At 53.3% G+C, this 14666-nt stretch carries 14 protein-coding genes; 9 read left to right on the top strand and 5 right to left on the bottom strand.

Annotated features, from left to right (window positions below; translation table 11 throughout):
- The first annotated feature begins 400 nt into the window (after positions 1-400).
- A complete protein-coding gene (gene rplM, locus V6575_RS10645) occupies positions 401-868 on the top strand; it encodes a 50S ribosomal protein L13 (RefSeq protein WP_340274292.1) in 468 nt (155 codons plus the stop codon).
- Positions 869-870: 2 nt separating this feature from the next.
- Positions 871-1347 carry a 30S ribosomal protein S9 gene (gene rpsI / locus V6575_RS10640; RefSeq protein ID WP_340274291.1) on the top strand — a complete coding sequence of 159 codons (477 nt, stop codon included), beginning with the start codon at positions 871-873 and terminating at the stop codon, positions 1345-1347.
- Between the two features lie 173 nt (positions 1348-1520).
- Here the strand turns inward: rpsI and V6575_RS23340 are convergent, their stop codons facing one another.
- Complete coding sequence (locus V6575_RS23340; RefSeq protein ID WP_422785563.1) at positions 1521-2252, bottom strand: fatty acid desaturase; 732 nt, start codon at positions 2250-2252, stop codon at positions 1521-1523.
- Positions 2253-2499: 247 nt separating this feature from the next.
- The gene (locus V6575_RS10630) at positions 2500-2988 is read right to left on the bottom strand and encodes a helix-turn-helix domain-containing protein (RefSeq protein WP_340274289.1); all 489 of its coding nucleotides are present in this window, start codon (positions 2986-2988) and stop codon (positions 2500-2502) included.
- Positions 2989-3060: 72 nt separating this feature from the next.
- Between V6575_RS10630 and V6575_RS10625 the strand changes: the two genes are divergently transcribed.
- On the top strand, positions 3061-4296 hold the full coding sequence (locus V6575_RS10625; RefSeq protein WP_340274288.1) for an MFS transporter: 1236 nt from the start codon (positions 3061-3063) through the stop codon (positions 4294-4296).
- A gap of 72 nt (positions 4297-4368) precedes the next feature.
- On the opposite strand, the gene V6575_RS10620 is transcribed toward V6575_RS10625, so the two are convergent.
- Complete coding sequence (locus tag V6575_RS10620) at positions 4369-4722, bottom strand: hypothetical protein (protein ID WP_340274287.1); 354 nt, start codon at positions 4720-4722, stop codon at positions 4369-4371.
- A gap of 95 nt (positions 4723-4817) precedes the next feature.
- Here V6575_RS10620 and V6575_RS10615 point away from each other — a divergent pair, with 95 nt between their 5' ends.
- Positions 4818-5717 (top strand): LysR family transcriptional regulator, encoded by a 900-nt coding sequence (locus V6575_RS10615; RefSeq protein WP_340274286.1) that lies wholly within the window; start codon positions 4818-4820, stop codon positions 5715-5717.
- A 210-nt stretch (positions 5718-5927) separates the two neighbouring features.
- The gene (locus tag V6575_RS10610; protein WP_340274285.1) at positions 5928-7619 is read left to right on the top strand and encodes a methyl-accepting chemotaxis protein; all 1692 of its coding nucleotides are present in this window, start codon (positions 5928-5930) and stop codon (positions 7617-7619) included.
- Positions 7620-7762: 143 nt separating this feature from the next.
- Here V6575_RS10610 and V6575_RS10605 read toward each other — a convergent pair whose 3' ends face one another.
- Positions 7763-8641, bottom strand: a complete 879-nt coding sequence (locus V6575_RS10605) for a helix-turn-helix domain-containing protein (RefSeq protein ID WP_340274284.1) — start codon at positions 8639-8641, stop codon at positions 7763-7765.
- Positions 8642-8771: 130 nt separating this feature from the next.
- Between V6575_RS10605 and V6575_RS10600 the strand changes: the two genes are divergently transcribed.
- Positions 8772-10835, top strand: a complete 2064-nt coding sequence (locus V6575_RS10600) for a TonB-dependent receptor (RefSeq protein ID WP_340274283.1) — start codon at positions 8772-8774, stop codon at positions 10833-10835.
- Positions 10835-11296, top strand: coding sequence for a hypothetical protein (locus V6575_RS10595; RefSeq protein ID WP_340274282.1), 462 nt, complete (start codon positions 10835-10837; stop codon positions 11294-11296). Before V6575_RS10600 ends, V6575_RS10595 begins: the two co-directional genes overlap by 1 nt.
- Before the next feature lie 30 nt (positions 11297-11326).
- On the opposite strand, the gene V6575_RS10590 is transcribed toward V6575_RS10595, so the two are convergent.
- Positions 11327-12325 carry a cation diffusion facilitator family transporter gene (locus V6575_RS10590; RefSeq protein WP_340274281.1) on the bottom strand — a complete coding sequence of 333 codons (999 nt, stop codon included), beginning with the start codon at positions 12323-12325 and terminating at the stop codon, positions 11327-11329.
- A 225-nt stretch (positions 12326-12550) separates the two neighbouring features.
- On the opposite strand from V6575_RS10590, the gene speB reads away from it, so the two are divergent.
- The gene (gene speB / locus V6575_RS10585) at positions 12551-13519 is read left to right on the top strand and encodes an agmatinase (RefSeq protein WP_340274280.1); all 969 of its coding nucleotides are present in this window, start codon (positions 12551-12553) and stop codon (positions 13517-13519) included.
- A gap of 132 nt (positions 13520-13651) precedes the next feature.
- The gene (locus tag V6575_RS10580) at positions 13652-14644 is read left to right on the top strand and encodes an alpha/beta hydrolase (protein ID WP_340274279.1); all 993 of its coding nucleotides are present in this window, start codon (positions 13652-13654) and stop codon (positions 14642-14644) included.
- Positions 14645-14666 lie beyond the last annotated feature (22 nt).

Genomic DNA, 14666 nt, shown 5'->3' with positions numbered 1-14666 from the left:
ACTGAGAGTTGTTATTGTGTTTCTTTTGATGTTTTTCATCTCAAGTAGCCTCACACATTTTTTCATTCTGCATTAGAGGTGTTTTTTGTTTAAATATTGTGAATTCTGGTTGCTGTACTTTGAGTGGCGTTGTGACGAGCTGACCCTTCATACGATCAGCATCGGCTCATAAGTCGCGTCATTTTCGTGGATTTGGTCGATGAAATGTACGGTAATATAATACCGTTTTTATAAGCTGCTGATTTTTATGATAAATTTAACACGTTGAACGAAGAAGTGTTCTTGACCCATGGTGGGTGCTGACGTATAAGCTGCGTCGACGAATGTTAAGTCCGTCTTGCAGCCTTTGAAGGGCGCGCGGCGGGCTTTTTGTTTCTAGACCAAATCATGGATCGAACACATGAAGACCTTTTCTGCCAAACCGGCTGAGGTTGAGAAAAAGTGGATTTTGATCGACGCTGAAGGCATGGTTGTGGGCCGTCTGGCTGCCTACATCGCTAACCATCTGCGCGGCAAGCATCTGCCAATCTTCACACCTCACGTTGACACAGGCGACAACATTGTCGTCATCAATGCTGAGAAAGTGGTTCTGACCGGCCGCAAGTACGACAATAAGAAGTACTACTGGCACACCGGTCATCCTGGCGGTATCAAAGAGCGCACAGCGCGTGCCATCATCGAAGGACGTTTCCCGGAGCGGGTCCTTCAGAAGGCTGTGCAGCGCATGATGCCGGGTGGACCACTGTCCAATCAGCAGCTCAAGAACCTGCGTGTCTACGCAGGCAGCGAGCATCCTCATGAAGCTCAGACACCGACATTGGTCGATGTTAAGAGCCTCAACGCAAAGAACGATGGCAAGAGGGCTTAACGATGGCTGATCTGCAATCCCTGGAAGAACTGGGTGGAGCTGTCGAATCTGCTGCTCCTGAAGTACATGTGTATGTCCAGAAACTGGATGCACAGGGTCGTGCCTATGCGACTGGCAAGCGTAAAGATGCGGTTGCCCGCGTCTGGATCAAGCCTGGTACAGGCAAGATCATGATCAACAAGAAGGACTTCACCGAGTATTTCGCTCGTCCGGTTCTTCAGATGGTCCTGCGTCAGCCGCTGATGGTCGCTGATCGTGCAAGCCAGTTCGATATCGTCGCAACTGTTGCCGGCGGCGGTTTGTCCGGCCAGGCTGGTGCGGTACGTCACGGTATTTCAAAGGCCTTGACCCATTACGAGCCGGATCTGCGCGCTATCCTGAAAAAGGAAGGCTTCCTGACCCGCGATAGCCGTGTTGTTGAACGTAAGAAGTTCGGCCGCGCTAAAGCCCGTAAGAGCTTCCAGTTCTCCAAGCGTTAATTCTTGGGCGAAACTGGTTTCGAATTCGAAGACCCCGCTGGAGCAATCCAGCGGGTTTTTTGTGTTTAGGGGGGCTGAACCCTGTGGCAGTGTTGTTGAATCATGAGAGTGATCAGTTAACTGCAACAATCTCAGTCTTTTCAGAGGTTTTGTTGAAGGCTAAGCGCAGCCAGTCACATCTTCCCAACTTGCGACAAATAAAAATGGTAGGGAATTAAAACCCAAGACCAACTGTAATCCTTCTTGCAGTGATCAGGAATCTTGTCGGCGACCTCTTCGTAAAGCGAAGGCAGTTGTGTCCAGTGTGCGCCAGGCTTCAGATGATGGGCAGTGTGATAGCCAAAATTGTGGGTGAACCGATTGAAGGATGGGTTCAGGCAATTGTTCGAATGTTCATAAACATTGCTGCTTGTCTCGTCACACCCGTAGTGGTTGAGATAGTCTACGTATCTCGTGATGAAGAATGTCAAAGCATAAAGTGGCAGGATGTATGTCAGGAATATTTTCGTATTGAAAACAAGAAGAAGAGCGATCAATGCGAACAGCAGGAGGTGTTCCGTCAGAGCCCAGCGGTAGTTGATGGGCTGTTTCTTGTTTTTGAGGCCGTTTCTTAGCGAAATTACGAATGGCCTCCAAAAGGTGTACCACATGGATCGAAAGCAATAGGACAGGGCTCTCAACGGGGAGTATTTTTCGACTTCCCAATCTTTTGATCCATTGAAAAGAATGTCCTTTCCAAGGTGGTGTCCATGAAGATGCTGTATTTTCCAATTGGAGGCTGTCATGCCAGTGACAGATGCCAACATTAAATCGATTGTTCGGTTCAGATATTTGTTGCGTGTGAACGGGTTATGTATGTGGAGGTGGAGTATATAGTTGGAATCTCCAATAAAAAAATAGATCACTATCGCTGTTGAAAACTCATAACCTGCAGGAAGTCCCGTAAAGACTGGTGTGAAGAATATTATGGGTGCAATAAATGACCTTGCCACATTTAGTCTGTCTTCAGGATGCTTTAGTAATGTATTCAATGCGGCTACCCTTTTAATTTTGGGTTGTGTTAATTCATAATGCACCTTAAATAAATTTTGTAAACAAGTATCGTGATCGCTTTTGGGTCTGTTTTCAGGCGTTCATCCTTGGGCGACAGGGTTACGAATTCGAAGACCCCGCTGGAGCATTCCGGCTGTTCTTTAGTGTTTGAGGTGGTGTGTTTGGCCGCTTGCTTGTAGGGGCATTCTTGCGCTGATTGTGCCCGGACGCAGCTGCCAGATAGCGGCGGAAGGTCGGACACTCCATGTGGGAGGGGGCCTTGCAGTCGGCGGTATGACGCAGCAGCCTCGACAGGCTGGTCATCTTGCGGATCTGGGCATCCAGATCATCTGCCTTGGCAGACAGCATGTGGCGCGAAATCTGCGGCTGGCCATTCGGTCCGAACATGGATTTGATTTCCTCAAGCGAAAATCCTGCTGTTTTTCCAAGTGTTATCAGAGCCAGTTGATCTAGGATCTCCGGGCCGAACAGGCGTTTCATGCCCCGCCGACCGACCGAGACGATCAGGCCTTTTTCCTCATAGTGACGCATAGCCGAGGCGGCCACACCTGTCTGTTTCGAGATTTCTGAAATATCGAGCAATTTCATGGCTTGACCTCAAGTTGACTTGAACTTGTAGGCTAGGAGCATGACGTGGTTTGAACAAGAGGAAATTGACTGATGAAGCCGTCCGATCCTATGAACATCGCGCTCTGGCGTGATGGCGCAGCAATCACCTTGCTGCTGATTGCGACCTTGAAAATCATGGCGAACGCAACAATCAGTCCGGCATTGCCAGCTCTGGAGGCGAGCTTTGCAACGGATGCCAATGCTGCCTATCTGACCCGGTTTCTGGTGTCGGCTCCCTCTTTGACTGTTGTGCTGGTCGCGCCGTTTGCGGGCATTTTTTGCGACAGATATGGCCGTAGAGGGCTATTGCTGGCCGGTCTTGTCCTGTTTGCCACTGCCGGCACCGCGGGACTGTATTTGCCGGATTTGCAGGCCATTGTGGCCAGCCGACTTGTGCTCGGCGTTGCCGTTGCCATGGTGATGACGGCGCAAGTGGCGCTTGTCGGGGATATGTATGTTGGCGCACGCCGCAGCGGGTTTATGGGGCTTCAGGTGGCGGCCATTAATTTCAGCGGATTCGCATATATCTCGATGGCGGGCGCACTTGCGACGGTCTCACCGCGTTTTCCCTTTTTGATCTATGCCTTGCCCGCTTTGCTGTTGCCGCTGGTGTTCCTGACCTTGGGCGCGCGGGCTTCCAAAGGAACGGGCGGTGGGCATGGCGGTTCAGGGGGGACAATATCGGAGGCGGGTCAGGTTGTAGAACAAGCCAGCCAAGCGGCGTGGCTCTTGCCTGTGCTGGCAACGGCAGCTCTGGCCGTCCTGACCGTGATGATGTTTTTCATGATGCCAAGCCAGGTGCCATTCTATCTGGATGAATCTGGTTTTGACAGCGCTTCGGCAACAGCATTTGTGCTGGGGGCTTTGACCCTGACAGGTGGCGTGGTTGCGATGTTATTCAGTCGGATCAAGGAATGGTGTGGCACGCCGATGACATTTGCTGCCGGTTTCGCTCTGATGGGAGCGGGGTTTGTCTTGCTTGGGACGCAAGCAAACTGGATGGCGTTGCTGCCGGGCGCAGCGCTGATTGGCGCTGGCTATGCTCTTGTTCAGCCCGCTCTTTTGCTTTTGGCGTTGCAGCTGGCACCTGCGCATAGGCGAGGCAGCGCATCCGGCATGATGACGACTTCGCTGTTCCTGGGGCAGATCATCTCGCCCTTCGCGCTCACACCTTTCATTCAGGCGTCAGGCTTTGCGAGCGTCTTTCTCGGGGCGGCTGTTGTCTTGGCTGTGCTGGCGATGTCAGCGTGTCTCGTGCCAATTCTTCGGCGGCGGTCGCGGGGCTGATCGCAGGCGGCGGATCAAACGCGAAAATCGGAGGTTTGGAGGCCTCCGATTTTGAGACGTGGTCGCAGCGGCTCAGTTCGTCAATTTGGCGATCTGCTCAGCCTGCTCTGTTTTCACGCTAACCTGGGTTTGGTTGCGGCTAAAGCGATAGAGTGTGTTCATGTGGCCTGGAACTGAGAAGCTGACGCTGTCGCCATCTGCAAGACGCATCTGGAAACGGCTCGGAGCCTCGCTGGGGGCGACATAGGTCGCGACGAGCTGATATCCGACGCCATCTGCTTCAGTGAAGTAAACGGACATATCAACGCCGTTTTCCTGCAAGGTCGCACCTTGCATCGGTGCATTCAGGGCAATTTCACCTGCGCTTGCGGAAAGGGGGGCGATGACGGCCAGTGCGGTCAAAACGGTCTTGGTGAAAGTCGACATATTTAAGGTCCTCGATACGAACACCTCCCACTCGACTTATGAGGGTGAAACGAGAATAATCAAAATCAATAATTGTTATGGGTGGGATAATCCAAATGGATCTTAAGCGCGGTGATCTCAGTCTCATGGTTTCGTTGGATGCTCTTCTTGCTGAAGGCAGTGTAACGGCAGCGAGTCGAAGACTTGGGATCAGCCAGCCTGCGCTTTCTGCTCAGCTTGCCCGTCTGCGCACTCTGTTTGGCGATGATCTTCTGGTTGGCAATGCTCATGGCATGGTGCTCACACCGCGGGCCGAGAATCTGCAGGCGCCGTTGCACAAACTTCTGGAAGGCTTGAACGAACTCATCCATGCGGAAGCTGATTTTGATCCCAGGACAGCGGATTGTGTCTTCCGCATTGCGGCCTCGGATCTGGCTCATCTGTATGTTCTGCCGCGATTGCTGCCGCTCCTGCGGGCCCGTTCACCCGGGATCACTCTGGATGCGGTGGCGCTCGATATCGATCTGCTGGCTGAGAAGATGGAGCGCGGCGAGATTGATTTTGCAGTGGCCAGTGCGGACAACACTCCGGAAGGTTTCCCGTCTCGCAGGGTCAGCGGCTATGAGTTTCGATACCTATATCGAAAGGGTCATCCTCTGGTTGACCCCGCCTTGTCTGTCGAGGCGTTTTGCAAACTTGATCATTTGGCGGTTACGATCAAGAGCGGGCGGCTGTTTTCTGATCTGGATGAGAGCCTGCGCCGGAAAGGATTAAAGCGCAATATTGCTTGCTCTGTGCCGAATTTTCTTCTGGTTCCCGAAATCGTTCGGAACTCGGACCAGGTCGCTGTTGTGCCGAGCAGTCTCGCTGAGCTTGAGCATCACGGCCTTGAATCGCTTCCGATCCCGATCAATGTCCCTCCAGTCATTATTCATCTCAGTTGGCATCCGCGTTTCAAACGCGATCCGTCTCACAAATGGATCAGGGATCTGATTGCTGATGAAGTGGGTGAGTGAAAAGTATAGATCTAATTTTATTGTAAAAAATACTAATGATAAAGACAGTTACTATGCGTCATTTTATAAATAAATATTTATCTTTTCTTAATTTATCGTTGATTAAAAAATTAATACGTTGATTTACGGATTAGAGGTCTTTGATAGATGTCAACAAAATCGAACTTCCCAAATGTAAATGACCCTGCGTCGGCACTTTCCGTTGGTAAAATGGCTAAAGCAAAAATCCAGCAGAGGCTTATTGCTGGTTTTGGTATGATCCTGTTGTTGGTGGTGGCGCTGTCTGGATTCAGTATTTATGAAGTGTCGACGATCAATTCGGCGCTTTCTGAAATCAACAACGTTAACAGCCTAAAGCAGCGCTATGCCATCAACTTCCGCGGCAGTGTTCATGACCGCGCTATTGCGATACGCGATGTAACTTTGGTCAGTGATGCTGCCGAGCTGGACCAAATTCTTGCGGACATCAAACGCCTTGAAGATTTTTACGTTAAGTCTGCAGGCCCGATGGACGACATGTTCAATGGAGCGCCTGCAAATACGGAAGATCTTCAGATCCTTACGGAGATCAAGGCAGTTGAGGCGATGACCATGCCTCTGGCTGGCGAGGTAATTGCCGCCCGCAATGCTGGTAATTTTGATGGTGCTCGCGAGATCCTCATGAGGGACGCACGCCCCGCATTTGTCGAATGGCTAAGGGTTATCAATAAGTTTATCGATTTCCAGGAAGCCAAGAACCAGGCTGTTGGGGCAGAAGTTAATGAAATCGTCGGTAATTTCGGCATCTTAATGGTGTTGGTTGCAGCCGTTTCTCTGATTATCGGTGTCGGCTTTGCTATTTGGAACGTTAGAGCTCTTCGGCCTTTGCGTCCGTTGACAAATGTCATGCTCCAGATTGCCAATGGAGACCTCGATGTTGAAGTTCCTCGGCACAAGGGGAACGATGAAATTGGAGATATCGTGCGGGCCGTCGACGTCTTCAAGCAAAATGCGTTGGAAACGGCAGAACTTCGACGCGATGCTGCGAAGCAGGCGGCTGATTCAGCTGAGCTGCGGCGAAAAGAAATGAACCAGCTTGCTGATGAGTTTCAAACTGCAATTGGTTCTGTGGTTGATACGGTCTCATCAGCATCTCAGCAACTTGAGAGTGCGGCAACTGGTCTGACTGAAACTGCGGAAACCACGCAACAGCTTGCCTCTGGCGTCTCATCTGCGTCGCAGAATGCGTCGGAAAATGTGCAAACGGTGGCCACTGCAGCGGAGGAAATGACGTCCTCGATTGATGAGATTTCTCGTCAGGTGAAGGAATCAACTGTGATTGCGACTGAAGCCGTCGCACAGGCAGAAAAGACCGATGAGAGGATTGCCATTCTGTCTGCCGCCGGTGGGCGCATTGGTGATGTGGTGCAACTGATTACAGCGATTGCGGAGCAGACGAATCTTCTTGCTCTCAATGCGACAATTGAAGCGGCGCGCGCAGGTGATGCGGGCAAAGGCTTTGCTGTTGTTGCCTCTGAGGTCAAACAATTGGCGTCCCAGACTTCCAAAGCGACCGAGGAAATCGGCACACAGATTAACGAGATGCAGATGGCGACCCAAGATTCGGTCGCCGCGATCAAGGAAATTAGCAACACGATTGGGAAGATTTCTGAAATCGGTAAAGTCATCGCTGGTGCCATGGACCAGCAAGGCTCGGCCACAAGCGAGATCGCTCAGAACATCCATCAGGCGGCTCAGGAGACCGAGCGCGTTGCCAACAACATTGGAAATGTGACGTTGGGTGCTCAGGAAACAGGATCTGCTGCAGATCAGATGCTGAATTCTGCCCAGTCCTTGTCCGGTGAAAGCGGTCGCCTTCGGTCTGAGGTTGATAAATTCCTGATCACGGTCAGGGCTGGATAACAGCGTTCATCAGGTGTTGCTTTCAACAACAATTGCCGACAGTGCATGCACTGTCGGCAGTTTTTTATGGTCGAAGATAATCAATAGAGATCGCAGATGGTCGCAGCTGAAACCATAACGCGCTGCTGCCAAAAGGATCATCATCAGCGCTGCTGCTTGCGCCATTCAGAGGGGGGGCAGCTGTGAAAGCGTCGGAAGGCGGCTGCGAATTTGGCCGGGTTTGCATAGCCGACATCCAGAGCGATGCTCATGATCGTAGCTTTGGTGTTCAGCAGTTCTTTTGCCCGCTCCATTCGCCGGAAGGTGAGATATTCAAACGGCGCGTAGCCGGTGGTCGCCCGGAAGGCCCTGGTCACACTGCGGACGTCTTGTCCCAGTGCGCTGGCAATTTCGTCAACACGCAAGTCCTGCCCAATTCGGCTTTCGATCAGCTCCAGCGCCTTTTGCAATTGCTGCTGGGACAGTGATCTCACCGGTCTGGCAGGGCTCTTCGGCTGATCAAAACTGGTAAGCTTGCGCAGGATCAATTCGAGACCATGATCGAAAAATGCTGAGGAAAGCCCGTGGGCATCAGCATCGCGCCACAGGGCGATCATCACCGATTCAATCAGATCGTCATTGAGGAGGCTGGTTGTGGCAGGCTGTAGAGCATTCAACCCGCCGTTGTCCGCCAGTATGGTTTGGGCAACTTTTGGATTCATCAAAATGCCCAACAGTCTGGCTTTTGGCTGATAGCCTTCCGCTTTTGCGCCGGGAAGGGCGAGGGCGATGCTGCCGGGGCTAAAAACGCCGTCGATCTTGCCCCAGTCTCCGGACCTAAGAAAACGGCCCGCCCGGCCGAGGGACATGGCCAGTATCAAATAGGGAGACGCTTCAAACTCTCCCTCCATTGCATCCAGCGTCGAGACAGCCAGCAAGGTGCTGCCATCCCGGTTTGAAAACAATTCGGACGGTTCGACTTCGCGGGCGCTCATCCGATGTTCAAACTGATTTCGCTCGGCTGCCCAATTGGTGTGCTTCATTTTGGTCAGGGTCTTGATAACCCGCTTTCGGATTGTTTTGAGTATAAGTGGAGTAGACTATTCAACTTTAATTTTTGTACCTCTTTGCGGGTAAGAGCGTCAACTTTGTTTTCAAGGCCCAGATGATCCGATGATAGTCACCAAATTGAAATACAGCGTCTCAAGCGCTGCCATCCTGCTGTGTGCTGCTTTACCTGCAGGGGCACAGGATGCAGCTGATGTTACAGAACTGGACAGCATCATCATCAATGGTGACCTGATTGGGCAATCCTGGCAGCGCACGGGAACAAGTATTGAAGTGCTGGATGCGGAGCAATTGGAAAAGCGCCCGGCGCTGAACAGCGTGCGTGACGTTCTTGAAGATACTGCGAATGTCACGATGCCGACTGGGGCTGCGAAAGGCTCCACCATACGCGGTGTCGACACAACGGGCCCCGCTGAAAACGCCAATGCGTTTTTTGCCGGAAGCCGGGCCAGGGTTGGGCTTCGGATCGATGGCAGGCCTGCAAACTACAATGAGATCGTGTTTGGCAATGCGGATCTTTGGGATGTCGACCGGGTTGAGATCCTGCGCGGACCACAAAGCACGCTGGTCGGGCGGAATGCGGTTGCTGGAACAGTGGCCATCAAGACAAATGACCCGATCTTTGATTATGCGGGAGCCATTCAGACTTCCGCTGGCAATCTTGACCATCGGCGGATTTCCGCAATGCTCAATGTTCCCGTCGTTGATGACATGCTGGCGGCGCGGTTCGCTGCAGACTGGCAGAGGGGAAAGTCTGCCGTACATTACCAGTCGTTCCCCGGTGTGGATGATCCAGGCGATATCGAATCCCTGACTTTGCGCGGAAAAATCCTCGCGCAGCCGGATATTGCTCTTGGGTCGACATTCCTGCTCACAGCTGCACACAACAAGTACAAAGGCCCTCAGGGCGAGATCATTGTGCGCCCATTCAATGACCGGATTTCGAACTTTCCGGCCCAACCTGTCCATGAAGTCTCCACCACCAGCTTGAGCACTGAGTTCGGCGTGGATCTGAGCGAGATCTGGCGGTTTGAGCTTGACGCATCCTTCACGGATTTCAGCTTCAGCCGCAAGGTGACACCAAACACATCGAATGCGCATATCGACGCTATCGAACTCTCGGCCGACCCACGTCTTCGCTACTCCGGTGAAAACGGTGTGCAAGCCATTATGGGGCTGCATTTTTACAAGTCCTGGCAAGATGAATTCATCGAGTTCATCGCGGAGCAGAATTTCAAGGACAAGGTCGACACCTATGCGGTGTATGGCGAGACAATCATCCCGCTTGGGGATTCATTTGAAGTCTCGCTTGGCGCCCGCTACGAGCTTGAAAATCATAAGCGCAGTGGCGGGGATGCGACCGGGGCCATTGCTGCCATCAAGAGCGACCGAACATTTGATGCGTTTCTGCCCAGGATCGACCTGAACTGGATGCCAACGGAAACCCAGAGCTATGGTGTGCTGGTCTCCAAAGGCTATAATGCTGGCGGCGGGGGCATTGCGACCGGTTCTCCGAACCCGTTCCCAATTGTGCATTATCAGTATGATTCTGAAACGGTCTGGAACTACGAGGTCTATGGGCGTCAGGAGCTGATGGATGGGAAACTCAGGCTGACGCAGAACCTGTTCTATGCGCGCTATTCCGACATGCAACTACCTTTCGATCTGACACCTCTGGACACTCGGGATGAGTTGTTTGTTGTGAGAAATGCGGACAGGGTCGTTACCTATGGTGCAGAACTGGGCGCGTCGTTTGCCCTGACTGATACTTTCAACCTTTTCGGAAATGTCGGTTTGCTCCAGACAAAGGTGGAAGACTTTCCAGATTCAGGCGTACAGGGGAACCACCTGTTCGGGGCTCCCAATGTCACGGCAAATGCCGGTGTGTCCTGGGGATATGATGGCTGGAGCGCCAGCATCTCGGCGCGCTATTCGGACGGCTATTTCACAGACATCAACAATCGTCCTCGCGGCAAGACGGACCCTTACGTCGTGGCCAACGCAAAGCTTGGCTATGAGTTTGGCAACTTCCGGGTTTTCGGTGAGGTGAAGAACATCTTTGATACTGACAAGCCGGTCGCTTACTACCCTGGCGCCACGCCAGCGGATGACACGTCCGTCTCTCTCCAGCCGCGGAGCTTTCGTCTCGGCCTGAGCGCCAGTTTTTGATGTCCATGGCACGCGTTGTTTGTGATCACTCCCTCTGGCCACTTGGTCTTATGATGGTGGAGGGGAGGCAAACCCTCGAGCAGCATATGCATATGCTTGAGATCTGGGATGACTGGTTTGCCCGCAAGGAGCGTTTCATTCCGTTGCGGGTCTACGCTGATGGAGCCGCTCTCGAACAGGTGGCTGGCGTTAGCAAGGCAACAAAGCAGTGGCTGAAAAATGGGGCTGGAGAGGCCATGAAGGAACTGGTCTCGGCAATGGCCATTGTCATGCCGGCCTCTTACTTCGACGCGCAAAAAAATGTCAGCGTCGAAGCGGTGTTTGGTGTTCCGGGCTGTATTTATTCCAGCCTCGACCAGACATTGGCCTGGCTTGGCGAACATCATGACCTCTCTCTGACGAGCGCAAATGCAGCGCGGGAGATTGTCGAGGCATTTCGCACTCCAGCATCGCCGTTTTGATCTCACCCTGGAGATTGGCCATCTCACGTTTCACTGATGGTCAATCTCAATCGTGACATGGCCGATGCCGCGCTGGTTCAGACTGTCCCGCAGGGCCTTCGTGACGCGTTCCGCAGCTTCCGGCCTTGAGGGGCGCGCATGAAGGGTGGCGTTCAAGTGGCCCTCGGCGAGCGACCATATGTGCATATGGCTGATGGCCTCAAGATCCGGCACATCGCGGACCAGATCTGCAATCAGGTCCTGGCGGTCGATCTCAACAGGGGAGCCTTCCAGCAGGATATGGCTGGACTGGCTCAGAATTGCGATGGCCGAGCGTACGATCAGGAGAGCGACGAAGATCGACAGGATCGGATCAATCGGATACCAGCCGGTGAAGGCGATGACCAACGCCGCGATAATGGCGGCGACGGAGCCGAGCATATCGCCAATGACATGCAAGACGGCGGATCGGATGTTGAGCGAGTTGTCAGCACCCCGGCGCAAGACCATGAACGCTGCAATGTTCACCAAAAGACCGATTACCGCGATGATCAGCATCGGACCGGCGAGGACTTTCTCAGGTTTCAGAAAGCGTTCCACAGCCTCAATGCAGATCCAACCTGTGACGATCAGCAGAAAGATGGCGTTGGCAAACGCCATCAGAACCGGCAGCCGGTGTCGGCCATAGCTGAGGGCCGGGGTGGCTGGCTTTTTGACTTGCTGAAAGGCCCACCAGGCCAGTCCGAGGGAGGCTGCGTCCGTCACCATGTGAACAGCATCGGCCATCAGGGCCAGAGAACCCGACAAATACCCACCGACAAGCTCCGCGAACATGAATGAGGCGATCAGCAGACCCGCCGCTGCGACCGCGCGGGCGTTTTTATCGTTTACATCCGGCGCATGGGAATGGCCATGATCGTGTCGGTGACTGTCGTCATGGCCGTGAGCATGTCCAGAGGCATGCTCATGTGCCTTGTGGCCTGTTCCCTCGTGATCTGCTCGCTTGTGACCTGATGAGAGGACGGTGTCTGGATTTTCCGGGTCTGGCATTTGCAACGGTTCCTGAGAGACTGTTGCGGCAGACAAAAAGCTCTTCGAGGCGCGTTTGCAAGGACAAACATCAGGCGTCTCATTGATGTCTTTGGTTGGCCGCTTTTTCTGCCGTCAAACTGTTTGACGCATTCTCATGAGTGTGGGAGGTCTGTGAGTGTTTCCGGGTGGATATGCTCGGAGGGCCAAACTCAATTTATGCAATGTGTTAGCTGGATCGCACTGATGGACACCAAATATCCCCGCCCGACCGATAATGCCTTTTTGGGAACTTCCTTGAAGGGGGGATCTCATGAGCCGACCTATGGCGGGGTTCTGTCGTTTATGCGGCGGCGATACACGCGCGATCTGACGGGAGTGGATGCGGCAGTTCTGGGCATTCCCTTCGATGCATCCGTGTCGAACCGGCCGGGGGCTCGGTTTGGACCTCAGGCTGTTCGGCGGGCCTCTGCTATTTTTGATGGCGATCCCCAGTATCCGTTCAATGCTGATCCGTTTGAGGAACTGGCGGTGGTGGATTATGGCGATTGCTCTTTCGACTATGGCCGAAATACCGATATCCCGGGCTTTATCGAAGCTCAGGCGAGGGAAATCCTGGAGCAGGATGTGCATCTGTTTTCCATCGGCGGCGATCATTTTGTCACCTATCCGCTGCTGAAAGCCCATGCGGCCAAGCATGGCCCCTTGGCGCTGGTGCAGTTTGATGCCCATCAGGACACTTGGGACGATCAGGGCGACCGGATTGATCACGGCACATTCGTCGGTCGTGCCGTGCGCGAGGGGCTGATTGATCCGGAGAAGTCGATCCAGGTCGGCATCCGCACCCATGCGCCGGAAACATGCGGCCTTGAAATTCTCTCTGGTGAAGAAGTCGAGCAACTCGGGGTCAACGGCGTTGTCGAGCTGATCACGGACCGCGTCGGTGATGCCAAGGCCTATATGACCTTCGACATTGATTGTCTGGATCCGGCTTTTGCCCCAGGAACAGGAACGCCGGTCGCCGGTGGTCTTTCAAGTCGTGAAGCCTTGATGATCTTGCGCCGCCTGGGGGATCTGGATTTCGTCGGCGGTGATGTCGTTGAAGTGGCGCCGGCCTATGATCATGCCGATATCACTGCGATTGCAGGGGCAACCGTTGCCCAGCATTATTTCGGACTTCTGGCGGAAAAGCGGATTGAAGCGCGCGAGGGCTGATGTTTCCGGTCTGTTGATTGATAGGATGGTGTCTTGCACTCCATCTATAGACAATGTTTCATGCTATTCGATGACATGAGGGAGAACTTGCAGGCTGGTTCCTATGGAATTGGCGAAAGGAAGTTATACCCTATGGTCCGTGTGCATCTTCGTTTGGTTTCTTTCATCACTATCTTTTGCGGGGTGCTCGCAGTGGTTTGCCTTGCCCAATCCGCAGCACTTGAGGCTCAGGAAGTCAGCGCGGCTGGTCCAGATGGCCTCTTGAAGGGAATGCTGCTCCGCGCTGAAGAGCAAAAGGCTGGCGTTGTCATTATCCCCGGTTCAGGACCGATTGACCGGGATGGAAATTTTGCAAACGGCAGCGGAGCGAGCACCTACAAGCTGTTGGCTGAGGCTCTGGCGCAAAAAGGCATCAGCAGTCTGCGCATCGACAAGCGGGGAATGTTTTCAAGTTCCGCTGCAATCTCAGACCCGAACAATGTCACGATTGCTGGCTACGGAGACGACCTCATCGCATGGAGCAATGTCCTGCGCCGGGAGACCGGCTTGTCCTGTGTCTGGTTTCTGGGACATTCCGAGGGCGGACTGGTTGCTTTGAAGGCGGTTGAAAGTCTTGAAAATCGCTCTGAGATTTGCGGACTTCTGCTGGTTGCAGCTCCCGGACGGCCTGTTGGTGTTTTGCTCAGGGAGCAATTGGCGGCCAATCCGTCAAACGCGCCGGTTCTTGAGGATGCAAATGCGGCCATTGACGCTCTGGAACGGGGCGAGCGCGTCGATACGGACGGCTTTCATCCCGCGCTCGCGTCGTTGTTCAGTCCCGGCTTGCAGCGCTATATGATTGATCTGTTTTCCCATGATCCAGCCCGGCTCATTGCTGCCTATGATGGACCGACTCTGATCCTGCAGGGTGAACGCGATCTTCAAGTCACGGCAGAGGATGCGCAGATGCTGGCTGCAGCAAACACCTCAGCAGAGTTGAGGATGCTGAATGACACCACGCATATGTTGAAAGCGGTTACGTCTTCTGATGTATCTGAAAACATGGCGACTTACAGCAATCCGCATCTGCCTCTGGCTGATGGTGTGGAGCCTGCAATCACGGATTTTGTGCTTCAAACGGACTAGGTGTCTGTTTCAGGCAAATTTG

The sequence above is a fragment of the Roseibium algae genome, from assembly GCF_037783265.1.
Taxonomy (GTDB): domain Bacteria; phylum Pseudomonadota; class Alphaproteobacteria; order Rhizobiales; family Stappiaceae; genus Roseibium; species Roseibium algae.
This window is presented reverse-complemented; position numbering and strand designations above follow the sequence as displayed.